A 26976-nucleotide genomic window follows, 5' to 3' on the forward strand; every position below is an offset into this window, starting at 1 on the left:
TGGCCTTTTTCAAGATCGATATCAGCGTTGACCCCAACGCTAACGCTAACGTCAACGTCAACGTCAACGTCAACGGGGATGCGCTGGTGTTCGGGTGATGAGGGTTTGGGACGACGCGGGTGGGGTAGCGGGACCCGCTGCAAGTACGTCCCTGTAAGCTCGTGTGTTGCCATCCATGGCAACACACGGTCCCGATACCCCACCCGCGCCGTCCCTCCGACACAGGGTCGGTGCGCATGGAAAATTCGCGCTGCGCGCTACTTCTGCGCCTTTACGGCCACTGCATTTCGCCCTTGGCTACTTTCGCGCTCAGTTCCAGTGAGCTCTCGCCAGCCAAGGTCGGATAGCGTTTTTTCATCGCGGCGATGAGTGCGGTGGCGTCTTTGCTGCGTGCGGTTTCTTCGTCGAACGCGCGGATGTAGTTGGCGGTGAAATCCACGGCGCTGATGTCCAGGGTGGCATCGGCTGCGTAGTGGCCGGGGATGACGCGGGTGGGGTTCAGGGCCTTGATGGTTGCCAGTGTCTGCAGCCAGTGCGTGTGCGATTGCGTGCTTGGGGTGTCGGCCATCCAGACGTGTTCGCCGGCGACGATGGGGATGCCGCCGAGGATCGTGCGCAGGGCGGGAATCCACAGGACGGTGCGGTCCGGGGTGGGGCCGGTGAGGCCGATGATCTTGATCGGTTGGCCTTCGAGGGTGAGGGTGTCGCCGTCCAGCGGTTCGGGGATGACGATGCGGGTCGGTTTGCCTGCGCCCATCTGGGGGCCCCAGTACGCGAGTTTGGCGGCCTGGGTGGCGTTGATGTGGGCGACGGTGGCCGGGGTGGCAAGGATGCGGGCGTCGGGGAAGGCGTCCTGCAGGGTGGCCAGGCCGAAGTAGTAGTCGGGGTCGCCGTGGCTGATGTAGATGGTGGTCAGGCGTTTGCCGGAGGCGCGGATGCGCTCGACGAGGTGGGCGGCATCGGTGGCGGCGAACTGGGCGTCGACCAGGATGGCGTCGTGGCGGCCGGTGATCAGGGTGGACGCAACGGAAAACAGCGCCTTGTCGCCCGGGTGGTAGGGCTGCACCTGCAGCGCGTGGGCTTCGGCGGTGGCCGCAGCGGCGTGGCTGATGGCCGGTGCGCTCACGGCGAATGCGGTACCGAGCGTCAACGCCAGGGCCAGGGTGGTGCGGGAAACGTTGGGCATTTCAAGAAGTCCTGCGCAGTGCGGCCCTGGCATCACACCGGGGCGGGATGGCCCCGACATGACACCGGGGCCGGTAGAGCCGATCGTTGGTCGGCTGCGTCCAGACCGGCGGCCTGGTCAGTACGCAACCGTGGCGATCTGCCGCACGTACTGCGGGGTTTCGATCTCGTTGATGAAGGCGTCGGCGTAGTCGGGGTAGCTGATCCGACTGTGGCCATCGGCACCGACCAGGAAATTCCTTGCCTGGGTGCGGAAACCACCGCGCTGCGGGCCGGGGCCGATTTCGGCGGCGGGGGAGTAGAAGGTCCAGTCGAGGTCGTCGACGGCGCGCAGCTGCTTCAGCGTCTCGCGGGCGGCGAGGGCAACCGGCTTGTAGGCGTCGGGGAAGCCCTCGGTGTCCACCAGTTGCACGCCGGGGGCGACTTCCAGGCTGCCGGCGCCACCGACCATGATGAAGCGGGGCACGCCGGCCTGGCGTGCGGCGGCCACCAGCGCGGCGGTGGTGGTGGTCACCGTGCTCGGGGCATCGCCCGGGCGCGGGCCGAAGGCGCTGGCCAGGACATCGTGGCCGGCGATGACGGCGGCCAGCGCATCGGTGTCGTCCAGCGCGGCAACGGCCAGCTGGGCGCCGTCCAATTCGGCCGGAAGGCCGGTCTCGCGGCGGACGATGGCGGTGACCTGATGGCCGCGGGCGAGGGCCTGGCGGGCGATCTCACGGCCGATGTTGCCGGTGGCACCAACAAGCGCGATTTTCATGGGGGAGGTCCGTTGAGGAAGGAAGGCCAGCGTATGCCTCTGGAATCGGCCGAAAAACCGCGTATAACGGCCTAATTTGTTGCACGGATCGATCAAATGGACCGGATGACCGCCATGAACGTGTTCGTCGAGGTCGCCGAGCGCGGCAGCCTGACGGCCGCAGCCGACGCGCTGGAGATGTCGCGGGCCATGGTGACGCGCTATCTGGCCGAGGTGGAGCGCTGGCTGGGCGCGCGGCTGCTGCACCGGACCACGCGGCGGATCAGCCTGACCGGCCCGGGCGAAGCCGCGCTGCTGCGCTTCCGGCAGATGCTGGCGATCAGCGATGAGCTGCGCGGTGAGCTGGCTACCGACAACCCCGAGCCGCACGGGCTGCTGCGGGTCACCGCGAGTGTCTCGTTCGGGCAGATCCATCTGGCGGCAGCGGTGGCGGCGTTCGTCAAACGGCACCCGCTCACACGCGTGGAACTGCTGCTGGTGGACCGCGTGGTCAATCTGGTGGAGGAGCGCGTGGACATCGCCGTGCGCATCTCGCGCGCGATCGATCCCAGCCTGATTGCGCGGCCGTTGGCGCCGTGCCGTTCGGTACTGTGCGCAGCCCCGGCGTACCTGGCCGAGCGCGGTACACCGACCACCGCCGATGCGCTGGCCGCGCACAACTGCCTGACCCACCACTACGTCGGCAAGAGCGTGTGGCATCTGCAACGCGAGGGGCGGAAGATCGCGGTGGCGGTGGGCGGCAACATCAGCGCCAATGAGGCGTCGCTGCTGCTCGAAGCGGTGCGCGCCGGTGCGGGTATCGCAATGTTGCCGACGTACCAGATCGCCCCGTTGCTGCGCAGTGGCGAACTGATCGAAGTGCTGCCGGATTACGACGTGGAAGGCCTGGGCATCCACGCGGTATACGCGTCGCGTCGGCAGCTGCCGACGATCATGCGCAGCTTCCTGGATTTCCTGGTGGAGCGTTTTGCCAGCCCGGAATTCCTGGCGCAGCTGTAAACGCGGCGCCGGTAGAGCCGACCGTTGGTCGGCTGCACCAGACTAGCCAACCTCGCATCAGCACGCCGCGCAACCGCAGCGGGCGCGTGCAGCCGATCAACGGTCGGCTCTACCCGGGCGTGCATCGGCATCACACACGCACCTCCGTACAATGGCGCTTCCCTGCTGTTGAAGTGAGCATTGCCTTGTCTTACCCGTACCCGTTGGTGGTGTTCGATCTGGATGGCACGCTGGTGGACAGCGCGGCCGATATCGCCGAGGCGCTCAACCGCACGCTGGAAGATTGGCAGTTGCCACGCGTGCCGGAAGCGACGGTGCTGACATGGATCGGTGATGGCGTGCGTCGGCTGGTCGAGCAGGCGTTTACCGCAGCCGCCAGTGATATCGATCTGGATAAGGTGATGCCGGGGTTCATGCGGCACTACGAGGCGTGCCTGTTGCGCAGCCCGCGTCTGTTCGATGGTGTGAGCGAGACGTTGGCGGCATTGCGCGCGCGTTCGGTGACGCTCGCGATCTGCACCAACAAGCCGTCCACGCTGGTGGCACCGTTGCTGCAGCATTTCGGGCTGCAGGATCAGTTTGCGTTGGTGCTGGGTGGAGATTCGCTGCCGGAGCGCAAGCCCAGTGGTGCGCCGTTGCGGCATATCGCCGCGCACTTCGAGGTGGCCGTCGAAGACGCCTTGATGGTGGGCGATTCGATCACCGATTACCGCGCTGCCGTGGATGCCGGGATGCCGGTGGCGCTGGTGCGCTACGGCTATCCGCGCGGGCTGGATCTGGACAACGTTCAGGCCGTTGCCGTGGTGGATGATCTGCGGGGATTGTTGGCGCTGTAACGCGTCAGGGCGTCTGCCGACCAACGGTCGGCAGCTACCGAGGATGATGGGTGTGCCGACCAACGGTCGGCAGCTACCAGGTTCAATGATTGTGCCGACCAACGGTCGGCACCTAACGAGGGTGGGACGGCGGCGTGGCCGCCGTCCAGATCCCTTATTTCGGCTGGTAACGCACGCTCAGGCGGTACTCGCGGCCCGGCTGGTTGTACCAGGCCACCGTTTCGTAGTCGCGATCAAAGACGTTGCTGACCCGGCCCAGCACGGACCAGTCGCGGGTCAGTGCGTATTCCAGTCGCAGGTCCACGGTGCCGTAGCCACCCAGGCGCACCGTATTGGCCGCATCGTCGTACCGCTTGCCGGCGCCGTTGGCGGTGATGCCGGCGCGGAAGGCACCGAAGCGGCGATCGACGTCCAGGCGCGCGGTGTTCTGAGCGCGGCGGGCCAGCCAGTTGTCGAACTGCGCGCTGCCGTCGGTGCGGTTGCGCGGATCGGTGTGGCTGAGCTGTGCATTGAGGTCGAACCCGGCCACGGTGATCGCACCGGTCAGTTCGGCGCCGCGGATGCGGGCCTTCTCGACCTGCGACATCATGAAGGTGGTCGCGTCATAGGTGATCAGGTCATCGATGCGCGTTTCGTACACATCCAGGCCCCAGCGCCAGCCATCACCCTGCTGGGTGATGCCGACATTCGCGCTCTTGGACTTTTCCGGATCCAGGGTCGGCACGCCGCTCCACGGGTCGTAGAGATCGCTGAAGGTCGGGGCCTTGAACGCAGTGCCGTAGCTGGCGTTGAGGCGGAACGCGCTGCCCAGCTCCAGGCCCCAGCCGAGGCTGCCGGTGGTGTGGTTGCCGAACTGTTCGTTGTCGTCGTTGCGCACGCTGGCCTGCAGGTGGTGCGCGCCGAAGCGGCCCTGGTACTGCACGAACACGCCGGTGTTGTCGCGGCTGTCGACCAGATACCCGGCACTGCTGCCATCCAGGTTGTCCTGGCTCCAGTCCACGCCGGCGCTCAGCAGCTGGCCCTCGGCGATGCCGATATCGGCCTGCACCGAGGCGCTGTCGCGGTGGGTCTGCGCGTTGCCCAGCCAGGTATCACCGTTGAAGTTGTCCGATTCGTTGTCGGCACGGCCGACATTGACGGTCAGGTTGAAGCGCTCGCTGGGGGTGTAGCGCAGCTTGCCACCGAGCACCTGCTGCAGGGTCTCGGAGTAGTTGTAGTAGCCGTCGTAGTGGTTCTCGCCTTCGGCGCGCAGCGCGGTGCCTTCCAGGCTCAGCGTGTCGGTCAGGGCGTAGCCGCCGCGCAGGCTCATGGACAGGTTGCGGTAGCCATCGCGGTCGGGCTCATTGGCGCCGCAGCCGGCGAACGGCGAGACCGAGCCGCGGCAGGCGTTGATGCCGTCGGTGTGCTGGTAGGCGATGTCGGTGCCGAACCAGCCACGCGCGCCACTGCCACCGAAGCCGCCGCTGGCTTCGCGCAGGCCGTTGCTGCCGCCGCCGAGCTGCAGGTGTGGCGCGAACTGGCCGGCATTGCGGCGGGTGAAGATCTGGATCACGCCACCGATCGCGTCGGCACCGTACAGGCTGGACTGCGGGCCACGCACGATCTCGATGCGCTCGATCTGCGCCAGCGGCAGGTCCTGGATCATGGCCAGGCCGAGGTCGCCGGTGTTGATGCGCACGCCGTCGATCAGCACCAGGGCGTGGGCCGAGTTGGTGCCGCGCAGGAACAGCGAGCTCTGCTTGCCCAGGCCGCCGCTGTTGTTGAGGTTGATGCCGGCCCGGCCGCGCAGCAGATCCTGCAGCGAGGGTGCCTGGCTGCGCTCGATCTCGGCGCGGTCGATCACCTGCGCCGGCGAGATGCTGTCCTGCAGGGCGATCGGGGTACGGGTGGCGGTGACCAGCACCTGGTCCAGTGCGGTGGCCTGGTCCTGGGCGGACGCCAGCAGGGGCAGGGCCGAGAGCACAGCCAGGGAAAGAACGCGGGTTTGCAGCTTCATCGATGACTCCATGCACCGCGCACGCCCGCGCGGCAAGGGGTGGGGATGATCGCGCTGCAGGGGTGTTCGACGGTGGGCGGGCGCACGCAGGCGCCTGCTTGCCGCCGCCATGCCCGCCGCATCGCAACCAGTCGTCTTCCAGGCCGGTCTCCGGGCTCGCGGGTCGATGGGGGTGCCATCGTGCCAGGCGCCTTCCCATGCCGGAGCACAGTGGCGTGTTGCCTGGTGTTTCCTCGCTTACCGTTGCGGGGGCAGCGCCGGAGTGGCGGCATGGCACAAGGCCTGACGCGTCACCGGCTTCCCGTTTCAACCTGGCGGCATTGCAGCCCCGGGTCACCTGAAAGTGGGCGCAGTCTAAGCCATCGGCCGGGCCGGTGGCGCGCGCCGGTTAGAATGCGCCTCGCTTTTTCGATGTGATCCCCATGACCCCAACGTGGTTGCAGCACCCCGGCGCCGACGCCCGTGACCCGCACTGGCCGGCTGCAGCGGGCAGCAGAGGGGGCCTGGCGTGATCCTCGATCTGATCCGCCATGCCAGCACCGGCCGCGACGATCATCTCGATGGCCGCACCGATCCGCCGCTGCAGGAGGGCGCGACCGACGCACTGTGTGCGCGCTACGCAGGGCTGTCCTGGCAGCGGGTGCTGTGCTCGCCGCGGCAACGCGCCGTGGTCACCGCCGAGGCGCTGGCCGCGCCGCTCGGGCTGGCCGTGGCGACCGATGAGGAATGGGAAGAGCTGGATTTCGGCGACTGGGACGGTGCCGCGCTGGAGGCGCTGCCGATGGATGCGCTGTCGGCCTTTCATCTGGACCCGCACGCCAACCCGCCGCCGCATGGCGAAAGCTGGGGCCACTTCGAGCGCCGCATCGCGCGTGGACTGCATCGGCTGCTGGATGAACCCGAGCCGGTCTCCACCCTGATCGTCAGCCATGGCGGCGCGCTGCGGATGGTGCTGTCCCAGGTATGCGGGCTGCCGATGGCAATGTGCTGGGCGCTGCGCATCGATCATGGCACGCGGCTGCGCCTGCGCGTGGAGCGCGAGGACGATCACCTGTGGGGCGAGCTGCTGGAACTGCAGCAGGTATGAAGCGCGCAGGTACCGACGGTGTGTCGGTACCTGCGGATCAGCGATGCTCGTCGTCGATATCGAACGGCGGTGCGTCGTCGCCGTCATCATCACGATGCTCGACCGTGCGGTCGTAGACCGGGCCGGAGGCGGGCGGCGCCTTCTTCAGCGGCTGGTCGGCGATGATCGCTTCGTACTCGGCCACCAGCACGGTGCGGCGTGCTTCCGGCAGTTCCTGCCAGTGGCAGTCCTGCAGCGCGCCTTCCAGCGAATACAGCAGGTTCAAGCTCGGTTTGAAGCCGGCGCGGCGCACCTTGACGAAGGCCCCGACGGCCCCGACGGCCACCAGGTCTTCCGGCGTACGCAGACCGACCTGACGCAGCCATGCTGCACTCTTCGGGCCGATGTTGCGCAGCTTGGCGGCACTCATCCCAGTGCCTCGACGAACACGGCGGCGATTGCTTCCAGGCCGGCCTGGTCCTCGGCATCGAAGCGGGCCAGCGACGGGCTGTCCAGATCGAACACGCCGACCAGATCACCGTTGTGGACCAGCGGCACGACCAGTTCCGAGCGCGAGGCCGAGTCGCAGGCGATGTGACCGGGGAACGCATCGACGTCTTCGATGCGCTGGGTCACCCGCTGCGAGGCGGCGGCGCCACACACGCCCTTGTCGAGCGGAATCCGCACGCAGGCGGGCAGGCCCTGGAACGGGCCGACGACCAGCTCCTTGCCATCGAAGAAGTAGAAACCGACCCAGTTCAGGTGCGGCAGGGCGTGGTAGACCAGCGCCGACAGGTTGGCCGCATTGGCGATGCGGTCGCGCTCGCCGTGCACCAGGGCGCGGGCCTGGGCCAGCAGCTGGCCGTACTGTTCCGGCTTGCTGCCGGTGAGCGTGGAGGTATCGAACATGGCCGCAGTCTACCAAGCCGAACGTCCGCCTGCGCCGGGGCCCGGCGGAACGCAGCGGACCGCATCGCAACGCGGCCGGGAGGCGGATAATGGCGCGTTTCCGCTCCCGGTGGTCCCCATGTCCCTGCCTGCGCCGCGCCCTGCCGCTCTGTTCGTTACCGGTACCGATACCGGCATCGGCAAGACCTTCAGCAGCTGTGTGCTGTTGCATGCCCTGCGTCGGCACGGCGGCACCTCGGTGGGCATGAAGCCGGTCGCCAGTGGATGCGAGCGTACCCCCGAGGGCCTGCGCAACGAGGATGCCACCGCCCTGCTGGCGGCCAGCCTGCCGGCGCCGGCGTACGACGACCTCAACCCGTTTGCCCTGGAGCAGCCACTGGCCCCGGAGATCGCCGCTGCCGAGGCGGGCGTGCAGCTGTCATTGGCGCCGATCGAAGCGGCCTTCGCGCGCCTGCGCGCCAGCGCGGACACGGTGGTGGTCGAAGGTGTCGGCGGTTGGCTGGCACCGCTGTCGGCCACGCTGGACCAGCGTGATCTGGTGCAGGCGCTGGAACTGCCGGTGGTGATGGTGGTTGGGCTGCGGCTGGGCTGCCTCAACCATGCGCGGCTGACCGCCGAGGCGATCGCCGCCGGTGGCGCGCGCTGCGTCGGCTGGATCGCCAATGAGGTGGACCCGGCGATGGCGCGCCGCGATGAGAACGTCGCACTGCTCAAGGCGCGGTTGCCGATGCCGTGCTGGGGGCGCCTGCCGTATGCGCCCGGCGCGGACCCGGCCAGCCTGGCCGATCGCCTGGTGTTCTGAGCGTCAGCGCTCTGCGCGTGCCTGCAGTGCGGCGGCGAGCCGCCCCACCGTGGCGATCGCGCCGACGAAGCGCTCGTCCAGTTCCTGGCAGCACGACAGGCGCAGGCAGTGCCGGTACCGTGCGCCGCGCGAGTACACCTGGCCGGGCATGAACACGACGCCCTCGGCCAAGGCCTGCTCGAACAGTTCCCCGGTATCGATCGCGGCAGGCAGCTCCACCCACAGCAGGAAGCCGCCGGTGGGCTGGGTGGCCGAGGTGCCCGGGGGGAAGTGCTGGGCGATCAGGCCACGCACGTGGCTGACCTGGTCGCTGTAGAGCCGGCGCAGCCCACGCAGATGGTGCTCGTAGTTGCCCGCCTCCAGGAACGCCGCCACCGCATCGCCGAGCAGGCGTGATTCGGCGCCGGAGGAATGGAACTTGAGCAGTTGGATATCGGCGGCGAAACGGCCCCCGTCGAGCCAGCCGATGCGGTAATCCGGGGCGAGCGTTTTGGAGAACCCGCTGCAGACCATGATCCAGCCATCGCGGTCGAAGCTCTTGGCCAACGGCTCCAGTGGCTCCTTGAACTGCAGTTCGGCGTACACCGCATCTTCGATCAAGGGCACCTGGTAGTGGTTCACCAGTGCGGCAAGGCGCTGCTTGTTCGGCACCGGCATGCTGCTGCCGAGCGGATTGTGCACCGTCGGCATGGCCATGATCGCGGCGATGCCGCCGGTCTCGAGCAGGGCTTCCAGCGCATCCAGATCGAGCCCGTCGCGCGGATGGGTCGGCAGTTCGATCGCGCGCAGGCCCAGGCTGCGCAGCAGCGGGTAGATGTTGAAGTAGGAGGGCGCTTCGATCGCGACCGCATCGCCAGGTGTTGTCACCACGCGCAGTGCCAACTGGAGGGCCTCCATCGCGCCATGGGTGAGCACCAGCCGATCCACCGTGGTGTGCAGCCCCAGCCGCGGCCCACGTTGCACGATCTGGGTCAGCAGCCGCGCGGCGCCGTTCGGGCGGGCGTAGGTCTCCACCGTGGTAGCGGCACGACGCAGCACCTGCGCGGTACTGCGGGCCAGCTGCGCACCGGGGTAGAAACGCTTGCCGCGCGGGCCGGCGAAGGCCAGGTCGACGATACCCGGCTGCTGCTGCGCGGCCAGCACGCGCGCCATCATCGCCTGCTGGGCGGGGGCGGTCGGCGGCGACGGTGCCTGCCGCAGTGACTGCGTGGGTTCGGGCAGGCGCGGGCTGACCACGAAGCCGGCCTTGGGTCGCGGCAACACCAGCCCGGCATCCTCCAGCTGCCGATAGGCCGCGATCACCGTGTTGAGGCTGAGATTGCGTTGCGTCGCCAGCCCGCGCAGCGACGGCAACCGGGTGCCGACCGGCAAGCGTCCGCTGCGGATCGCATCGGCCATCTCATCGGCCAGGGACTGGTAAAGGTTGGTCGCCATCGGCAGCTGCATCCACGGGATCTGTAACCGTGCGGATGCCAGCCATCTGCATCTGTATCCGCGCCTGGCGCCAGCCTACCATGCGCGTCCCGACTTCCCTCGCGCACGGCAGGGCGATGTGTGCCGTGCGTTTTTTCTTGTTTTTCAGCGTACTCAGCGGGCCGATATCGTGGTGCTGACCAGGCGCGGCTGCTCGCGGTACAGCGCCGGGTACTGCTGCTTCAGCGCGGCCACCTTGGGCAGGTCGTTGATGCGGATGTACAGCGATTCCGGATGCAGCGTGAGGTAGTTCTGGTGGTAGCCCTCGGCGGCGAAGAACGGCTTGCCGCCGTCCACCTGGGTGACCACCGGCGCGGCGTAGGCCCTGGCCTGTTGCAACTGGGCGATATAGGCGCGGGTGGCATCGCGTTGGGCCGCGTCGTTGGCATACACGGCAGAGCGGTACTGCGTGCCGCGGTCCGGGCCCTGCCGGTTGAGCTGGGTCGGATCGTGCGCCACCGAGAAGAACACCTGCATCAATTGGCCGTAGCTCACCTGCGAGGGGTCGTAGGTGACCTGCACGGCCTCGGCATGGCCGGTGCTGCCGCTGCCGACGCGCGGGTAGGTGGCGTTCGCCGCGCTGCCGCCGATATAGCCGGACAGTGCGCTGTCTACGCCCTTGATGTGCTGGAACACCCCCTGCACGCCCCAGAAGCAACCGCCGGCGAACACCACCTGGGCGCGCTTCACGCCGGGTTGGTGCAGGTCCGCCTTGCCTGTGGGCGCCGGCACCAACGCGCTCGGCGCAGCGGCTGCGGCCTGTGCAGGCCGATCCAGGCCAACCACCACGCTGGCAGTGAGTGCGGCGATGGCGACGGCGATGCCGCCGGCAACGAGTTTGTCGAACGCGATCTTCATGCGATAGCTCCTCAACCAAACGTAAAGGCGTAAGCGCGCACGCCCGGATCGAGGAACTCGATCTCGAAGGTGCGCTCCTGCACGGCGCCGGACTGGCGGATCAGCTGATACAGGCGGTTCTCATCGACGTGGCCATCGCCGTCGGCGGAAACATCTCCACCGGCCGCCGCGCCCGGCGCCTGCCCATCGATGCGCACGCGGAACCGGACCGGCTTGCCCTCTTCGCCCGGGGCCATCACCAGGTGCAGGTCGCGCGCATGGAAACGGAAGGCGATGCGGCCGCCGCCCGTTTCCAGCCGGGCAGCTTCGTTGCCCACGGTCCAACGCCCGGCCAGCGCCCACTGGTTGTGCTGCAGCGTGGCAGGCACGGTGTAGTCGGCGGGCTGATCCTGGCGCTGGCCACCGGGCGAGGCGAAGTTCTCGGCCCGCGCATGGCCCAGGTAGGTCTCCGGCGATTTGAGGTTGTCCATGTCGGCCTGGCGGGCCACGCCCTCCAGCGTCATTGCCACCGGTGCATCGTCACCGGGCAGCGTGTTGCCGGCCTCACGCAGCAGCTGGCGGATGATCTGCTCGGACTGCGCATAGTTGCCTTCGCCGAAGTGATGCGCGCGGATCCGGCCCTGCGCGTCGATGAAGTAGTGCGCCGGCCAGTACTTGTTGTTGAAGCCGCGCCAGATCGCGTAGTCGTTATCGATCGCGACCGGGTAGGTGACCTTCAGATCCTTTACCGCGCGCTGCACGTTGGCCAGGCTTCGCTCGAACGCGAACTCCGGCGCGTGCACGCCGATCACCACCAGCCCGTGGTCGCGGTAGCGCTGGGCCCACTCACTCACGTAAGGCATGGCACGCAGGCAGTTGATGCAGGAGTAGGTCCAGAAATCGACCAGCACCACCTTGCCGCGCAGCGCCTGCGCATCCAGCGGCGGGCTGTTGAGCCAGCCGGTGGCGCCCGCCAGCGAGGGCAGGGTGCCTTCCACCGGCAGCGGCTGACCGGGTGTGTTTGCCGCGGCACTGGTCATCGCGGTACCCGCCGCGGGCGGTTGGGCCGGCAGCACGTCGAGCAGGCCCTGTTCCAGCCTGGCGGTGCTGACCGTGGAGAGCCGGGTCAGCACGCCGGTGTCCCAGCCCATCGCGATGGCGACCACCGCCAGCAGCGCGGCGATGCCGAGCCCGCGACGCACCCACTCGCCCACGCCGAGGCGACGCTTGAGCGCAGCGAACACGCGTCCGCCGATCCAGATCGCCAGCGCCAGCGAGGTGGCCGCACCCAGCGCATACGCCAGCAGCAGCCCGCTGGTGCCGACACTGGCACCCTGCAACGCCGCGCCGGTGAGGATCAGGCCGAGGATCGGGCCCGCGCAGGGTGCCCACAGCAGGCCGGTGGCGATGCCGATCAGCAGCGAGGTGCCCACGCCCCCACGGCCGGCGTCACTGGCCGCGTCGGCCGAGGCACTCAGCCGCGCGCCGAGGCGCTGGAAGGGCGACAGCAGGCGGTCGGCCAGCGCCGGCCACAGCAGCGCCAGCGCAAACACTGCCATCACCACCAGCGCGATCCAGCGCCCGATCTGGTTGGCCTGGGCGACCCATTGGCTGCTCACCGCAGCCAGGCTGGCGACCACGGCAAACATCAGCGCCATGCCGATCAGCAGCGGCAGCCCACTGCGCAGGAAGGGGCGGTCGGACCGCGCGAACACGAACGGCAGCACCGGCAGGATGCAGGGGCTGAGGATGGTGAGCACGCCACCGAGGTAGGCCAGCACGAGCAGAAGCATGGAGAGGTCCTTCTATGACGCAGGGAAGTGCAGCGCTCAGGCCGCGACGAAATTCATGGCCACGCCGTTCATGCAATAACGCAGTCCGGTCGGGCGGGGGCCGTCATCGAACACGTGGCCCAGATGGCCCCCGCAGCGCCGGCAATGCGCTTCGACCCGGACCATGCCTAATGTGGTGTCGCGGTCTTCACCGACGGCATCGTGCAGCGGCGCCCAGAAACTGGGCCAACCGGTGCCGCTGTCGAACTTGGTGGAGGAGGAGAACAGCGGCAGCGCGCAGCCGGCGCAGGTGAAGGTGCCGCGCCGATGCTCCTTGTTGAGCGGGCTGCTGAACGGCCGCTCGGTGCTCTGCCGGCGCAGCACGCTGTACTGGGCCGGCGTCAGCTGCTCCCGCCACTGCGCATCGCTGCGCATCACCTCGAACTGGCGCACGGGCGCGGCAGGGGCTGCCGGGGCCGGGCCGCTGCAGGCGGTCAGACCGAACAGGCCGGCGGCGGCCGCCATGCCACCCATTCCAAGCACATTGCGACGTGTGTAACGCATGGCCGATCTCCGGGCAGGGGGACGATGCGGCCATGCTGCGCCCGGCCCGGTCAACGAATCCTCACGCAGGGTTAAATTTTCCGTGACACATTCAGGCCGTGATCCGTCGACAATGCGCCATGCCCTCCTGCCGCCTCCCGAGCCGATGAGCAGCGCCAAGCGTGTCCTGATCGTCGAAGACGATGTCCACATCGCCAACCTGCTGCGCATGCACCTGCGCGATGAGGGCTATGAGGTCACCCATGCCGCCACCGGCGATGAGGGCCTGGCCCTGCTCGAGGGGCAGCCATGGAGCGCGCTGGTGCTGGACCTCATGCTGCCCGGCGTGGACGGCCTGGAGATCTGCAAGCGCGCCCGGGCGATGACGCGCTATACCCCGATCATCATTACCAGTGCGCGCGCCAGCGAAGTGCATCGCATCCTCGGCCTGGAGCTGGGCGCGGATGATTACCTGGCCAAACCCTTCTCGATGCTGGAACTGGTGGCCCGCGTGAAAGCGCTGCTGCGCCGGGTGGAAGCGATGGCGCAGAACGCGCGCATCGATGCCGGTGAAACCGAGGTGGCCGGGCTGCGCATCGACCCGGTCGCACGCACGGCGGCGGTGGAGGGACGGCCGCTGGAACTGACCCCGCGCGAGTTCGATCTGCTGTACTTCTTCGCCCGTCATCCGGGCCAGGTGTATTCGCGCATGGACCTGCTCAACCAGGTCTGGGGCTACCAGCACGACGGCTACGAACATACCGTCAACACCCACATCAACCGGCTGCGCAACAAGATCGAACGCGACGCGGCCAATCCGCAGCGCATCCAGACGGTCTGGGGCCGCGGCTACAAACTGGTCGATGGCAACGAGGGGGGCGGCGCATGATCCGGCTCACGCTGTCCCAGCGCCTGTCCGCCGTGTTCTTCGCGCTGCTGCTGCTGTGCTGTGGCGCGTTGGTCTGGATCCAGATGCGCAGCACCACCGTGCATGAGCAGGAAACCGTGCAGCGCCTGTCGCGCGGGTTGGCCGAACACATCGCACGCAGTGGCGAACTGATGGATGGCCGTGGCATGCGCAACGGCGAAGTGCGCGCGCTGTTCGGCAAGCTGATGGCGGTCAACCCGAGCGTGGAGGTGTATCTGCTCGATGACCAGGGCCGCATCCTCGGCCATGACGCACCGGACGGTCATCTCAAGCGCAGCCGGGTCGATCTGGCGCCGGTGCAGGCGCTGCTGCGTGACGAGCCGTTGCCGATCCTCGGCGACGACCCGCGCAGCACGACCGGCCGCAAGGTATTCAACGCGGCCCCGCTGTGGGTGCAGGGCCATCAGGCCGGCTACATCTACGTGGTGCTGGTCGGTGAGCAGCGCGAAGCACTGGCGGCCAACATCGCCGCCAACAGCACATTGCGCACCACGCTGTGGTCCTTGGCCATCGTTGCGGTGGTAGGGCTGCTGGCCGGCCTGGTCGCGTTCCGCTGGGTGACCCGCCCGCTGCGCCAGCTGACGCGGCGCATCCAGTCCTTCGATGTCGACACGGCCACACCCGATGCCGCGCCGCCGCCGGCCCCGCTGCGCCCCGGCGAGCGTGACGAGCTGGCCATCCTGCAGCACAGCTTCGGGCACATGGCCCAGCGCCTGGGCGAGCAGTGGCAGCAGCTGCGGCAGCAGGATCTGCAGCGCCGCGAGCTGGTCGCCAATATTTCCCACGACCTGCGCACCCCGCTGTCCTCGCTGCACGGCTATCTGGAGACGCTGGCGCTGAAGGACGCCACACTGAGCGCCGACGAGCGCCAGCGCTATCTCTCGATCGCGCTCTTGCAGAGCCACAAGGTCGGTCGCCTCGCCCAGGCGTTGTTCGAGCTGGCCCGGCTCGAGCACGGCGGTGTCGTGCTGGACCGCCAGGCGTTCTCGCTGCCGGATCTGGTCCAGGATGTATTCCAGAAATTCGAGTTGGCGGCCCAGTCGCGCCGGCAGTCGCTGAGCGCCGATATCGCGCCCGGGTTGCCGCCGGTGGTGGCGGATCTGGGCTTGATCGAGCGGGTGCTGACCAATCTGCTGGACAACGCGATCCGGCATACGCCTGAAGGCGGCCACGTCACGGTGACGCTGCGCGCGGGCGACGGCGAGGTGCAGATCAGCGTGGCCGACAGCGGCCCCGGTATCGCGCCGGAGCGACGCGACAGCTTGTTCACCGCGATGCCTGCGCTGGGCAGCCAGCGGCCGGACAGTGGTGGGCTGGGCCTGCTGATCGTGCATCGCATCCTGCAGCTGCACGGGCGTGACATCCGCCTGCTGGAGAGCCGGGAAGGCGCGTTGTTCGTGTTCTCGCTGCCGGCCGCGCGCTGAGCAGCGCGCGGCCGGCTCAGGCCTGTGGCAGCCGCAGCCGGAAGCGCGCGCCGCCGAGCACCGAATCGCACACATCCGCGCTGCCACCGTGCTTGGTGGCGATGATGTGGACCAGGGCCAGCCCGAGTCCGAAGCCGTCGGGGTGCCGCTGCAGCTGCACGTAAGGCTGGAAGATGCGCTCACGGTCGGCCGGGGCCACGCCCGGCCCATCGTCATCCACGGCGATGACCAGCCCCGGTTCGGCGACATGCAGGCTGACAACCACCTGACTCACGGCGTGACGCCGTGCGTTGCCGATCAGGTTGCCCAGCGCCAGCATCAGCGCATCGCGGTTGGCCACCAGCGTGCGCTGATGAGGGGGTTGGAAGCAGAGCCTGGGGCCGTTGCCGCCGGTGGCTGGAAAGCGCTCCTCGAGCGCCTCGAACAACCGCAGGATGTCCAGCCGGTGCGTGGTGACCCGGGGGCTGCGGCCGAACTGTGCGTAGGTCACGCCAGCGGTGGCCAGTTGCTCCAGCCGCGCCACATCGGTCTTCAGGCCGTCCAGCAGCTCCACCCCTTCCGGGTCCTCCTCGCCGATCTGCATCATGGCCAGGGCGAAACGCATGCGTGCCAATGGCGTACGCGTTTCGTGGGCGACCGCCTGGGACAGGATCCGCTGCCCATCCATCACGTCCTGCAATTGCGCAGCCATGCTGGACAGCGCCTCACGCAGCGGCCGCACGAGGTGGGTACTGACGGCAGGCGCCGCGACGGCCAGCTCTCCCTGTTGGATCGCCAGTGCCATGTGCCCAAGCGCATAGACATCGCGCCACAGCCGGTACACCAGGAAATACAGGGGCAATGCGATGGCGATGATGAAGATGCTGATCATCACCGCCGTATCCACGTTTTCACTGTCGTACCAGGCAACATCGGCCTGCTCGGGCTCGGAGAAATCGCCCAGCACCAGGACCTGTGCGGAGCCGGGAAGCCGCTGGTAACTGAAGCGTCCGTCCGGCGAGAGCACCAATCCACCCTGGTCCAGATGCTCCAGCGACGGCGCATCCAGGACGTGCGGCGCCTCGGCCAGCGCCATGACCTGCAGCGGGTAGGCGAACTGCATCTGCAGGTGCCGGGTGAGCTGCGGCCAGTCTGCCTGCGGCGTATCGGCATAGCGTGCGTGCAGAAGATGCTGTGTGCCCTGCAGCTGTGTTCGGATCTGCTGGTCTTCGCCCTGCTCGGTGAGGGTTGCCCATAGATACAGCCCCGAGGCGATCAGCACCAGGTAGGCCAGCACGAAGCCCAGGCAATAGCGCAGGAACAGGCGGAAGTGACCCTTGCGCTGTGCGGATGGGCGGCGTCGCACCATCCCGTCAGCTCCATCCGGCGCGATTGAACAGATAGCCCTTGCTGCGGATGGTCTTGATCCGGTCGGGCACTTCCCCCACGTCGCCGAGCTTGCGTCGCAGCCGCGAGATGCGGGCATCGATCGAACGGTCCAGGCCGTCAAAACCGATCCCGCGCAGGTCGCGCAGCAGGTCATCGCGGCTGAGTATCGTGCCTGCGCTGTCGGCCAGGCACAGCAGCAGATCGAATTCGGCCGTGGTCAATTCAACCCGTTCGCCCAGCAGCGTCACCTCGCGGGTATCGCGTTCGATGCGAAGCTGCCCGAAGCACAGGCTCGGGCGCGTCTGGCGCTGGCTGCTGTCGCGACGCAGGTGCGCGCGCACACGCGCCAGCAGCACCCGCGGCTCGATCGGCTTGCCGATGTAGTCATCCGCACCCAGCTCCAGCCCAAGCACTTGGTCGATATCGTCGGTGCGGGCGGTCAGCATGCAGATCACTCCGCTGAAACGTGGGCGGATCGCGGCGCAGACGGCGAACCCATCCATGCCGGGCAGGGTCACATCCAACAGCACCACCGCCGGGTCCAGGCCGGGAATGCGCTCCACCGCGCCTTCACCGCTGAGCTCGTGCACCACGTCGTAGCCATGGCGCGAGAGATAGCCGCTGACCAGAGCGCCCAGACGCTCGTCATCCTCCACCAGCACGATATCCACCATTGCGGCCCAGCCTTGTCTTCCTGACCTGGCGCGATCCTAAGGCAGCACGACAGGGCGCCGAGGCCTGCGCTGAACGGACCCGTCAGCCGGTTCATCCAGGCAGCACGCGTGGTGCAGGGAGGCGGCGAATCTGCGGTGGATAGCGTCCATGGATGTCGTGATCGGGCGATTTGATGGCGTGCCCGCGACAGCACGGAACAGCTGCCCGAGTGTCGCGTCCGGCCCGCTGTCACGCCCGGTTACACACGGTCGAGAACGGTTGCGCGGGACACACGCGCGCTGCACTGACATGGTCCTGCCGCGAACCCACGCTGTGCACTCCCAACCACGGAGTCATCCATGTACCTCAAGCGTTCCCTCATTGCCCTCTCGTTGGCCCTGGTCGCCACCGCGGCCCAGGCTTCTCCCGCGGATCGCGAGGGCGCCTACGTCTACGGTGGCCTCGGCAAGACCCAGGCCAGCTGGAAGATTCCCGCCGCCGACGTGGCACCGGGTACCAAGCGCAAGCAGCGTAGTTCCGGGGCGAGCTACAGCGTTGGCGCTGGGTATCGCTTCAGCCCGTTCCTGGCGGCCGAAGGCTCCTTCGACAACACCATCGGCAATCGTCGCAGCAAGGATCCGGGCACGGCGAATTTCTCCAGCCGTTCGCTCAACGTGGGTGGCCTGGCCTTGATGCCGATCGGTGAACGTGTCGAGTTGTTCGGCAAGGTGGCCGTTGGCAGCCGCCAGCAGAGCTTCCTGCCGCCCAAGGGGACCGACGTCAAGACGACCCGGCAGAGCAAATTTGCGACCACGCCCAGCGCCGGTGCCAACGTGTACCTGACCGATGCGCTCGCGTTGCGCGCCGAGTACACGATCCCGATGTCGGCCAACAAGAAGGTCCAACAGGCGGCCGGCGTGGAAAAGATGCGCCTCAACACCTGGAACGTGGGCATGTCCTACGCCTTCTGATCGGCAACGCCATCGCCGCCCCCGACCCGCTGCGGTCGGGGGTCGCCTTTCCGCGATCCTGGCAGGAGAGAGTTTCGTATGAGTGGTATCTGTGGCGTCGTCGTGCGCCCTGGAAAATGTTCCGCTGGCTTGCCGCAACGCTTGGACGCGATGAGTGCGACGTTGCGCCACGGCGGTCGCACGCCGTCGACCTGGTACGACCAGAGCCACGGCGTGGCGCTGGCGCGACTGCACAGCGTGGGGGGCACCCCATCGTCGCCGCAGCAATCCGCCTGCGGGCGCTATGTGTTGTGCCTGGACGGTACGCTGTACACCCGTGCGGCGTTGCAGCGCGAGTTTGCGTCGTCGGTGGGAGCCAGCGAGGACGATACGACGCTGCTGCTGCTCTCCATCGCGGCCCGAGGACTGCAGCGCACGTTGACGGAGTGCGATGGGGACTTCGCGCTGGCCGTATGGGACCGTCAGGAACACGTCCTGTGGCTGGCCCGCGACCGGGTCGGCGCGCGGCCGCTGTACTACGGGTGGTGCCACGGCGATCTGCTGTTCGGCGTGGGGCTGGGCTCGCTGCATGGCTATCCCGGCTTCCAGGCACCGATCAATCGCGATGCGCTGCCGCTGCTGCTGCGCTTTGGCTACATTCCCGCGCCGCACAGCATCCAGCAGGGTGTCTTCAAGGTCGCCGCGGGATGCGTGGTCCGGCTCACCCCGGCCATTCGCGCCGCGGGGGCACAGGCCCACTGCGATCACGCCGGCGGTCGCCGCTACTGGGACGCCCGCGAGGACATCCGAGCGGCCATCGATGAGCGCGCGCACATGCCGGTCTCCAGTGACGATGCGCTGGAGCGGTTGGAGATGGTGCTGCACCAGGCCGTGGCGCGGCGGACGCCACGCGATGGCAACGCGGCGGCGTTCCTTTCCGGGGGGACGGATTCGTCGCTGGTCACCGCGGTCCTGCAATCACAGTCCACCCGACCGATCGACACCTTCACGGTCGGCTTCGATGATCCGCGGCACGACGAAGCCGACTGGGCGGACCAGGTGGCCGCCCGGCTTGGCACCCGGCACACCCGTCACATCCTGCGCCGGGGTGAGGCGGCCACCCTGGTGGCGGCGCTGCCGGACATCTGGTGCGAACCGTTCGCCGATGCCTCGCAGGTGCCGACCCTGCTGGCCAGCATGCTGGTGGCCAATCGCCACCGTGTCGTGATGACCGGCGACGGCGGGGATGAGCTCTTCCACGGGCACGGTGCGTACCAGCGCGCCATTCGGAATGCGGCCTGGAACGAACGTGTGCCTGCGCCGTTGCGCAGCCTGTTGCGGCGGTGGCCTGCGGCGGACCCGGAGCGGGCGCGGCTGGGCGGCTGGCCAGCCCTGCGTTCGGAACTGGGCGCCGACAGCGTGGAAGGGCATTACCTGTTGCGGGTCTCGCGCTGGCGCGATCCGGCGCGGGTAGTGCTGCACGCACGCGAGCCGGGCACGGTGTTCACCGATCGCGGGCGTTGGCTGGAGGCGGGCGATCCGGCGGACCGTGTGCAATACCTGGATTTCCTGATGGATCTGGGCAACGGCATCCTGACCAAGATCGATCGCGCTGGCGCGGCGCATGGGCTTGAGACCCGTTCGCCATTGCTGGACCCGGCCGTGGCACGCTTTGCCTGGTCGCTGCCTGGCCGCCTCACGTTCGCAGACGGCGAACACAAATGGATCCTCAAGCAGTTGCTGTCGCGGCATCTGCCGGAACGGCTGGTGTATCGGCCGAAGATGGGCTTCGGTCCCCCGGTCGCGGCGTGGCTGGCGGGACCGCTGTTTCCGTGGGCCAATGCCTTGCTCGATGAGCAGCGACTGCGCCGCGAAGGCTACTTCGACGCGGGCAAGGTCGCGCGGATATGGGCGGAGTTCTGCGACGGCCGGCGCAAGTGGCACACGCACCTGGGGCCGATCCTGATGTTCCAGGCGTGGCTGGAGCGCCATCGGCGCGCGGTGGCCGAGGCCTGAACAGCGCCCAAAAAAAGACCCGACAGAGGGAGGGTTCTGTCGGGTCTGGGATTGCGTGGGGGGAGGGACCCACGCAAATTCGATGTTGTCCGGCTCAGCCGCGGGTCTTGCCTGCGCTGGGCGTGGCGGCCGCGAACGGCTGCCGGGCGAGTTCGCCGAAGGCTTCGGAGGCCTTCAGCCCCAGGCCGGCCACTTCCTGGCTGGCGCTGGTCCAACGGGCGAGGTTGTCACGTGCCAGTTGCGCGCCTTTGGGCAGCAGCGACTGCAGCGTGCCAGCATCCTGTGACTGCACGATTTCACCGAAAAATCCGCTGGTGGCGGTGATGTTCTTCTCCAGCGTCTTCAGCTGCACCCCGAACATGCTTTCGGCATTTTCCAGCGCGAGCCGGTTGGCACGCGTGGCCGTGGCGGCCAGCTGGCGGGTGTAGTCGCTGAAGGAATCGGTGAACGCGGACGCCATGGTCAGGACGGTTCGAGAACGTTGATGCAATGCAGCATACGCTGAAAATATTGCGATGCAACATATTTTTCCCGAACCGGTCCGGATTTGCCCGGTGGCGGTCAGAAATGCTTCAGGATCAAGGGGATGGCATGGCATCCCCGGAAACGATCAACCGCGATAGCGGCAGCCGGAGGTGCAGGTTTCGTGCACGGTGACTTCGCTCAGCGCAGGCAACCCCGGCTTGAGCTCGTTCCAGATCCATATCGCCAGCCGCTCGCTGGTCGGGTTCTCCAGGCCGGGAATGTCGTTGAGGTAGTGGTGGTCCAGGCGATCGTAGATCGGCTGGAAGGCGGCTTTGACGTCGCCGAAATCCATGATCCAGCCGGTCTGCTCGCCGGGCTCGCCTTCCACCTTCAGTTCCACCCGGAACGAGTGGCCGTGCAGGCGCGCGCACTTGTGGCCCGGGGGCACGTTGGGCAGGTGGTGAGCGGCCTCGAGGGTAAAGACTTTGAAGATTTCCATGCCCGCATTGTAGCGGTGGGCCGGGGAGGGCGCGGGTCCCGTTCGTTAATTTTTGCTCACTAAAACATTTCCATCCGGATGAAGAGATGTTAGTTTCTCTTATATCCGTATGAAGAGATGTTATTGGCCGTGGTTCAGCCAGACATGGACTACTGCGGAACTTGTCGTCCACCACCCCACTGAAGTTCATGCCCAAGCACACTCTTCTCGTAGCGGCGCTGTCCGTCGCTCTGGCAACGCCTTTGACCGCGTTCGCCGACGCCGCCCCCGATGCCGCCGCCACCGGCGACAGCAAGACCCTCGCCGCCGTGCGGGTCACCGGATCCAACATCAAACGCACTGACACCGAGTCGGCCAACCCGGTGCAGGTGATCGAGCGCCAGCAACTGGAGGAGACCGGCAAGGCCACCGTCGCCGACCTGCTGCGCTCGATCTCGGCCAACACCGGCAACGCCAACAACGAAACCACCAACAACGGCTGGGCCTCCGGTTCGGCCGGCATCGGCCTGCGCGGCCTGTCGCAGAAGAACACCCTGGTGCTGCTCAACGGCCGCCGCCTGGCCAACTACGGCTTCCCGGCCGGCGGCCTGTCGGACACCTTCGTCAATCTCAACGCGCTGCCGCTGGTCGCCGTGGAGCGCATCGAAGTGCTCAAGGACGGCGCTTCGGCCGTGTACGGCTCCGATGCCGTGGCCGGCGTGGTCAACATCATCACCCGGCAGAATTTCGAAGGCGCCGAACTCGGTGGCAGCCTCGGCACCGCCGATCAGGGGGGACTCGACGAGCAGAACCTGAAGTTCATCGGTGGCATTGGTGACTTGGACACGGACGGCTACAACATCCTGGTCAGCCTGGAAGGCTACAACCGCGAGCGCCTGGACCAGGACCAGCGCGACCTGACCAAGTCGGGCATCTACACCGACAAGCCCGGCGGCCGCTGGAACGGCTGGTCGGCCAAGGGTGCGCGCTATCTGGTCAACGGCACCTCGGTGCCCATGCTCGATGCCAACGGCAACTGCCCCGACGGCACCACGCTGGTGGCCAGCGCGCCGATCGATGGCCTGGCCGGCAATACCTGCGGCTTCAACCAGGCGCCGTACACCACGCTGATCCCTTCGACCAAGCGTTACCAGGCCTACGTCAACGGCACCTTCCGGGTGAACGACAACGTGGAAGCCTTCGGTGAAGTGCTCTACAGCGACATCAAGGGCGTTGCCTGGTTCGGCAGCAGCCCGTTCTTCACCTTGGAAAGCGGCCGCTTCGCGCTCAACGCCGATACCGGCCTGGCCGAGCCGGTATCGTCGAACCTGCCGGCCAGCAGCCCGTACAACCCGTACGGCCGCGCGGTGCCGATCGAGTACACCTTCTTCAACCTCGGCGCGACCATCAAGACCAACCGCTCGCAGGCGTACCGCGGCCTGGTCGGGCTGCGTGGCAGCCTGCAGAACTGGGATTGGGAAGTGGGCGCGTTCGGCGCGCGCAGCAGTGAGCGCGAGACTGTCTCCGGTGGCTTCGCCAACCGCTATGCGCTGGCCGATGCCCTCGCCACCGGCAGCTACAACCTGCTCAATCCCGCAGCCACCCCGCAGGACGTGCTCAACGCGATCAACATCAGCACGCTGCGCCCGGCCGAGTCGGTGCTGCAGGGCGTGGATGCCAAGATCTCCGGTGCGATCGGCCACACCTGGGCGGGTGAGATCGGGTTTGCCGCGGGTGCCGAATGGCGCCGCGAGAAGCTCGATTCCAACAACCCCTGGCAGATCGATGCGGGCCTGCAGATCCGCCCGGCGATCGCCGAGGTTCACGGTGAGCGCAAGGTCAGCGCGGCCTATGCCGAGGTGAACGTGCCGCTGGCCGAGCGCCTGGAACTGCAGGCGGCCGCGCGCGCCGATCACTACAGCGACTTTGGCGATGCCTTCTCGCCCAAGCTGAGCCTGCGCTGGCAGCCGTGGGACATCCTGCTGGTGCGCGCCGCCGCCTCCAAGGGTTTCCGGGCGCCGTCGCTGTCGGAGAACTCCAACAGCACTAGCATCGCCTACGGCAGCGTGATCGATCCGCGCGACCCGGACGTGCCGGGCTCGCGGCAGAACCCGACCTTCTTCACCGTCGGCAACAACGACCTCAAGCCCGAACGCACCAAGAGCTTCAACGCCGGCATCGTGCTGTCGCCGTGGTCCAACACCAGCCTGAGCGTGGACTACTACCGCATCGAGCTGGAGAACCTGGTGGGCACCAACAACACCCAGACCCTGGTGACCGACAACGTTCCCGGCGCGGTGCTGCGCGATGAGCGCGGCAAGCTGCTGGCGGTCTACAACCGCTACCAGAACCTGAGCGAGCTGAAGACCTCCGGCTTCGATGTCGAGCTGCGCCAGCGCTTCCCGACCGAGCGCGCGGGCGACTTCGGCCTGAGCACCGCCTTCACCCACGTGCGCGACTACAGCCGCCCCACCGTGGTCGGTGGTCCGCTGGTGGATTACGCCGGCAGCAACCTCGGCGCCACCCTGCCCAAGAACAAGGCGACCACCACCTTCGATTGGAGCTACGGCGACTTCCGCACCGCGCTGACCTGGTACTACACCAGCGGCTACGACCAGAAGGCCGGCGCCGCGGCCACCGCCGTGCAGGACCGCGTGGATGCGTACAACCAGTTCGATCTGTACCTGGGCTACACCGGCATCGACAAGCTGACCCTGTACGCGAAGATCCAGAACCTGGCCGACGAGGAACCGCCCTACGACGCCTCGTTCCCGGGCATCCGCGCGCCGTACGACTTCAGTCAGTACGACCTGCGCGGCCGCTACTTCACGGTCGGCTTCGACTACCGCTTCTGACCTTGTCCACTGCACCGGAGCGTGCGCATCCACAGGGCCGGAAGGAACCGGCCCGTCTCCCGGGGAATCGCTGTGTCTCTGCAACGTCTGCTCTCTCCCATCGCCTGGCTGGCGCTGGTGCTGTGCCTGTCCGCTGCGCCTGCGTCCGCGCAGAGCGCGTATTTCTTCCCGGCCGGCGGTGATTTCGATCCCGCCGTGCCGACCCCGCAGCAGTTCCTTGGCTATGAGATCGGCAGCCGCTACACGCGGCACGATCAGCTGGTGGCCTATTTCAACGAACTGGCCAGGCACTCCGACAAGATCAAGGTCGAGGAGATCGGCCGCAGTTACGAGGGCCGCCCGCTGCTGATCGCCACGGTGACCTCGGCGCAGAACCTGCAGAACCTGGAGGCGCTGCGGCGCCAGCACGTCACCCTGATCGATCCGGCGCAGCCGCTCGCGGCCGCCGGCAGCAGCCCGGTGGTGGTGTGGCTGGGCTACAGCGTGCACGGCAATGAAACCTCCAGTGGTGAAGCGGCGATGCTGACTGCCTACTACCTGGTCGCCAACCGCAGCGCGGAGACCGCGCAGTGGCTGCAGCAGGCGGTGGTGCTGTTCGATCCGGCGCAGAATCCGGACGGGCGCGACCGCGCGGCGAGCTGGCACAACGCGTACGCGTCCTCGCCGGCCTCGGCCGATCCGGCCGACAAAGAACATGTCGAACCGTTCCCGCAGGGCCGCACCAATCACTACTTCACCGACCTCAACCGCGACTGGCTGGCGCTGACCCAGCAGGACACGCGGCCGAAGATCGCGTATTTCCATCAGTGGTATCCCAACGTCCAGATCGACTTCCACGAGATGGGCAAGGACAGCACCTACTACTTCGAACCGTCGCCGGCGAGCATGCACAGCCCGCTGATTCCGGCGGCGTCGTATGCGTTCAACAAGACCCTGGCCAAGTACCACGCACAGTCGCTGGATGCGCTGGGCTCGCTGTACTACACCGGGGAGACCTTCGACAATTTCTCGCCGGTCTACGGCTCGACCTACCCGGACTTCCACGGTGCAGTGGGTGTGACCGTGGAGCAGGCCAGCTCGCGCGGCCGCGTGCAGGAATCGGTCAACGGCCTGCTGACCTTCGGCTTCACCATCCGCAACCAGGTAGCCACCGGGCTGGGCACGGTGCGCGGCGCGGTCACCGAGCGCGACGGGTTGCTCAAGCTGCAGAAGGAGTTCTTCCAGTCCGCGTTGAAGCAGGCCAACCAGCAGCCGGTAAAGTCGTTCGTGTTCGGCGATGCGGCCGATCCGGGCCTGACCCAGCGCCTGCTGGATCTGCTGCTGCAGCACCAGATCACCGTGCAGGCACTGAGCGCCCCGGTGACCGTGGAGGGGCAGCGTTTCGAGCCGGGCAGCGCCTACGTGGTGCAGGCGGCGCAGCCGCAGTTCCGTCTCGTGCATTCGATCTTTGCCGACACCCCACCGATCAAGGGCGATGTGTTCTACGGCAGTACCTCCTATGCGATCGCGCCGGCCTACGGCATCGCTTTCGCTGCCAGCCGCAGCCGGATTGCCGGTGGCGAGCGCGTCGCCAGTGTGCCGGCCGCCAACGGTGGCGTGGTCGGTGGCCAGGCCGGCTACGCCTACGTGTTCGATTGGCGCGATTACAACGCCAGCCGCGCGCTGTATGCGCTGCAGGCCAAGGGCCTGCTGACCCGCGCCGCGTTCCAGCCGTTCACCGCAACCACCGCGCAGGGCGAGCAATCGTTCGGCTACGGCAGCGTGGTCGTGCCGGTGGCTGGCCAGCCGCTGGCCGGTGCCGACCTGCTCGCCGCGGTCGACGCGGCCGCGCGCAGCAGTGGCGTGCACATCCAGGCGCTGTCCAGTGGGCAGAGCCGCGGTGGCATCGACCTGGGCAGCGACAGCGTCAAGGCGCTGCGAAAGCCGGCGGTCGCACTGGTGATGGGCGAGGGGGTCAGTGCCACCGAGATCGGCTCGGCATGGTTCCTGCTTGATCAGCACCTGCAGTTGCCGGCCAGCAAGATCGACCCGGCCCAGCTGGGCAAGATCGCCCTGGATCGCTACACCACGATCGTCCTGGCCGGTGGCACCTATGCCGGCGTGGACGCGACCGCCGTCGCGGCGCTCAAGCGCTGGATCAACGCCGGGGGCTCGCTGGTCACCTACGGCACCGCCGCGCGCTGGGCGATCGAGCAGAAGCTCAGCGACGAAGTGCTGGGGCCGGAGGAAAAGGAGCCGGAGGCAGCACGACGTGCGTTCGGCGACCAGCGTGATATCGCCGCGATCGAGCGCGTGAGCGGCAACATCCTCAGCGCGGACGTGGACACTACCCATCCGCTGGGCTTCGGCGTGCCGCGCCGGCAGCTGGCGGTGAACAAGGAAAACGGCCTGAGCTTCCAGCCCAGCCGCAACCCGTTCTCCACGGTGGTGCGCATCGACGAGACGCCGAAGGTCAACGGTTACCTCTCTGAGCGCAACCGCAGCCGGGTCGCCGGTGCTGCCTGGCTGCTGGTGTCGCCGCAGGGGCAGGGCAATGTGGTGCTGTTCGCCGATGACCCGGCCCACCGCAAGTACTGGCATGGCACCGAGCGCCTGCTGTTGAACGCGATCTTCTTCGGCAACCAGCTCAACCCGACCAAGCCGCGCGGCTGAGGGGTCGGATC

At 67.7% G+C, this 26976-nt stretch carries 23 protein-coding genes and 1 riboswitch; of the genes, 10 read left to right on the forward strand and 13 right to left on the reverse strand.

Annotation, left to right across the window (positions count from 1 at the left end):
• Positions 1–271: 271 nt before the first annotated feature.
• Together ACTT2I_RS00705 and ACTT2I_RS00710 are read right to left on the reverse strand one after the other, a co-directional pair.
• Positions 272–1186, reverse strand: coding sequence for an MBL fold metallo-hydrolase (locus tag ACTT2I_RS00705; RefSeq protein WP_421100262.1), 915 nt, complete (start codon positions 1184–1186; stop codon positions 272–274).
• Positions 1187–1303: 117 nt separating this feature from the next.
• Positions 1304–1942: an NAD(P)-dependent oxidoreductase gene (locus ACTT2I_RS00710; RefSeq protein WP_088432018.1), complete on the reverse strand. Its 639-nt coding sequence runs from the start codon at positions 1940–1942 to the stop codon at positions 1304–1306.
• Between the two features lie 96 nt (positions 1943–2038).
• Here ACTT2I_RS00710 and ACTT2I_RS00715 point away from each other — a divergent pair, with 96 nt between their 5' ends.
• Positions 2039–2941: a LysR family transcriptional regulator gene (locus ACTT2I_RS00715; protein WP_421100261.1), complete on the forward strand. Its 903-nt coding sequence runs from the start codon at positions 2039–2041 to the stop codon at positions 2939–2941.
• 185 nt (positions 2942–3126) lie between these two features.
• Positions 3127–3777: a phosphoglycolate phosphatase gene (gene gph / locus ACTT2I_RS00720; protein WP_421100260.1), complete on the forward strand. Its 651-nt coding sequence runs from the start codon at positions 3127–3129 to the stop codon at positions 3775–3777.
• A gap of 154 nt (positions 3778–3931) precedes the next feature.
• Here the strand turns inward: gph and btuB are convergent, their stop codons facing one another.
• On the reverse strand, positions 3932–5773 hold the full coding sequence (gene btuB / locus ACTT2I_RS00725; RefSeq protein ID WP_421100259.1) for a TonB-dependent vitamin B12 receptor: 1842 nt from the start codon (positions 5771–5773) through the stop codon (positions 3932–3934).
• Positions 5774–5897: 124 nt separating this feature from the next.
• Positions 5898–6129, reverse strand: a riboswitch (cobalamin riboswitch).
• Positions 6130–6281: 152 nt separating this feature from the next.
• Here btuB and ACTT2I_RS00730 point away from each other — a divergent pair.
• Positions 6282–6860 carry a histidine phosphatase family protein gene (locus ACTT2I_RS00730; protein WP_088432022.1) on the forward strand — a complete coding sequence of 193 codons (579 nt, stop codon included), beginning with the start codon at positions 6282–6284 and terminating at the stop codon, positions 6858–6860.
• 37 nt (positions 6861–6897) lie between these two features.
• Here ACTT2I_RS00730 and ACTT2I_RS00735 read toward each other — a convergent pair whose 3' ends face one another.
• Both ACTT2I_RS00735 and ACTT2I_RS00740 read right to left on the reverse strand, forming a co-directional pair.
• Positions 6898–7269, reverse strand: coding sequence for a TfoX/Sxy family protein (locus tag ACTT2I_RS00735; protein WP_421100258.1), 372 nt, complete (start codon positions 7267–7269; stop codon positions 6898–6900).
• Complete coding sequence (locus tag ACTT2I_RS00740) at positions 7266–7748, reverse strand: GAF domain-containing protein (protein ID WP_088432024.1); 483 nt, start codon at positions 7746–7748, stop codon at positions 7266–7268. Before ACTT2I_RS00740 ends, ACTT2I_RS00735 begins: the two co-directional genes overlap by 4 nt.
• A 118-nt stretch (positions 7749–7866) precedes the next feature.
• On the opposite strand from ACTT2I_RS00740, the gene bioD reads away from it, so the two are divergent.
• Positions 7867–8550, forward strand: a complete 684-nt coding sequence (gene bioD, locus ACTT2I_RS00745) for a dethiobiotin synthase (protein ID WP_421100257.1) — start codon at positions 7867–7869, stop codon at positions 8548–8550.
• Positions 8551–8553: 3 nt separating this feature from the next.
• Here bioD and ACTT2I_RS00750 read toward each other — a convergent pair whose 3' ends face one another.
• From ACTT2I_RS00750 to msrB, 4 genes are all read right to left on the reverse strand, one after another.
• Positions 8554–9984 carry an aminotransferase-like domain-containing protein gene (locus tag ACTT2I_RS00750; protein WP_421100256.1) on the reverse strand — a complete coding sequence of 477 codons (1431 nt, stop codon included), beginning with the start codon at positions 9982–9984 and terminating at the stop codon, positions 8554–8556.
• A gap of 153 nt (positions 9985–10137) precedes the next feature.
• Complete coding sequence (msrA, locus tag ACTT2I_RS00755) at positions 10138–10881, reverse strand: peptide-methionine (S)-S-oxide reductase MsrA (protein WP_421100255.1); 744 nt, start codon at positions 10879–10881, stop codon at positions 10138–10140.
• Positions 10882–10892: 11 nt separating this feature from the next.
• Positions 10893–12653 carry a cytochrome c biogenesis protein DipZ gene (locus ACTT2I_RS00760; RefSeq protein ID WP_293979645.1) on the reverse strand — a complete coding sequence of 587 codons (1761 nt, stop codon included), beginning with the start codon at positions 12651–12653 and terminating at the stop codon, positions 10893–10895.
• 36 nt (positions 12654–12689) lie between these two features.
• A complete protein-coding gene (gene msrB / locus ACTT2I_RS00765) occupies positions 12690–13196 on the reverse strand; it encodes a peptide-methionine (R)-S-oxide reductase MsrB (RefSeq protein ID WP_088432029.1) in 507 nt (168 codons plus the stop codon).
• A 145-nt stretch (positions 13197–13341) separates the two neighbouring features.
• Between msrB and ACTT2I_RS00770 the strand changes: the two genes are divergently transcribed.
• Both ACTT2I_RS00770 and ACTT2I_RS00775 read left to right on the forward strand, forming a co-directional pair.
• Positions 13342–14064, forward strand: a complete 723-nt coding sequence (locus ACTT2I_RS00770) for a response regulator transcription factor (protein ID WP_088432030.1) — start codon at positions 13342–13344, stop codon at positions 14062–14064.
• Positions 14061–15527, forward strand: a complete 1467-nt coding sequence (locus ACTT2I_RS00775; RefSeq protein ID WP_421100254.1) for a sensor histidine kinase — start codon at positions 14061–14063, stop codon at positions 15525–15527. The genes ACTT2I_RS00770 and ACTT2I_RS00775 overlap by 4 nt, the downstream gene beginning before the upstream one ends.
• A gap of 16 nt (positions 15528–15543) precedes the next feature.
• On the opposite strand, the gene ACTT2I_RS00780 is transcribed toward ACTT2I_RS00775, so the two are convergent.
• Positions 15544–16875, reverse strand: coding sequence for an ATP-binding protein (locus tag ACTT2I_RS00780; protein ID WP_172407447.1), 1332 nt, complete (start codon positions 16873–16875; stop codon positions 15544–15546).
• Positions 16876–16879: 4 nt separating this feature from the next.
• Complete coding sequence (locus ACTT2I_RS00785; protein ID WP_088432033.1) at positions 16880–17569, reverse strand: winged helix-turn-helix domain-containing protein; 690 nt, start codon at positions 17567–17569, stop codon at positions 16880–16882.
• Between the two features lie 339 nt (positions 17570–17908).
• Here ACTT2I_RS00785 and ACTT2I_RS00790 point away from each other — a divergent pair, with 339 nt between their 5' ends.
• Together ACTT2I_RS00790 and ACTT2I_RS00795 are read left to right on the forward strand one after the other, a co-directional pair.
• Positions 17909–18520, forward strand: coding sequence for a porin family protein (locus ACTT2I_RS00790; RefSeq protein WP_293985089.1), 612 nt, complete (start codon positions 17909–17911; stop codon positions 18518–18520).
• Positions 18521–18670: 150 nt separating this feature from the next.
• Positions 18671–20515, forward strand: a complete 1845-nt coding sequence (locus tag ACTT2I_RS00795; protein ID WP_443096758.1) for an asparagine synthetase B family protein — start codon at positions 18671–18673, stop codon at positions 20513–20515.
• A gap of 94 nt (positions 20516–20609) precedes the next feature.
• On the opposite strand, the gene ACTT2I_RS00800 is transcribed toward ACTT2I_RS00795, so the two are convergent.
• Both ACTT2I_RS00800 and queD read right to left on the reverse strand, forming a co-directional pair.
• The gene (locus ACTT2I_RS00800; protein WP_088432036.1) at positions 20610–20975 is read right to left on the reverse strand and encodes a phasin family protein; all 366 of its coding nucleotides are present in this window, start codon (positions 20973–20975) and stop codon (positions 20610–20612) included.
• Between the two features lie 150 nt (positions 20976–21125).
• Entirely contained in the window at positions 21126–21479 is a 354-nt protein-coding gene (queD, locus tag ACTT2I_RS00805; protein WP_421100252.1) for a 6-carboxytetrahydropterin synthase QueD, read from the reverse strand.
• Between the two features lie 188 nt (positions 21480–21667).
• Here queD and ACTT2I_RS00810 point away from each other — a divergent pair, with 188 nt between their 5' ends.
• Complete coding sequence (locus ACTT2I_RS00810) at positions 21668–24313, forward strand: TonB-dependent receptor (protein ID WP_421100300.1); 2646 nt, start codon at positions 21668–21670, stop codon at positions 24311–24313.
• 78 nt (positions 24314–24391) lie between these two features.
• A complete protein-coding gene (locus ACTT2I_RS00815) occupies positions 24392–26965 on the forward strand; it encodes a M14 family zinc carboxypeptidase (RefSeq protein WP_421100299.1) in 2574 nt (857 codons plus the stop codon).
• Positions 26966–26976 lie beyond the last annotated feature (11 nt).

This window comes from Stenotrophomonas sp. PUT21 (assembly GCF_052232875.1).
Taxonomy (GTDB): Bacteria; Pseudomonadota; Gammaproteobacteria; order Xanthomonadales; family Xanthomonadaceae; genus Stenotrophomonas; species Stenotrophomonas maltophilia_N.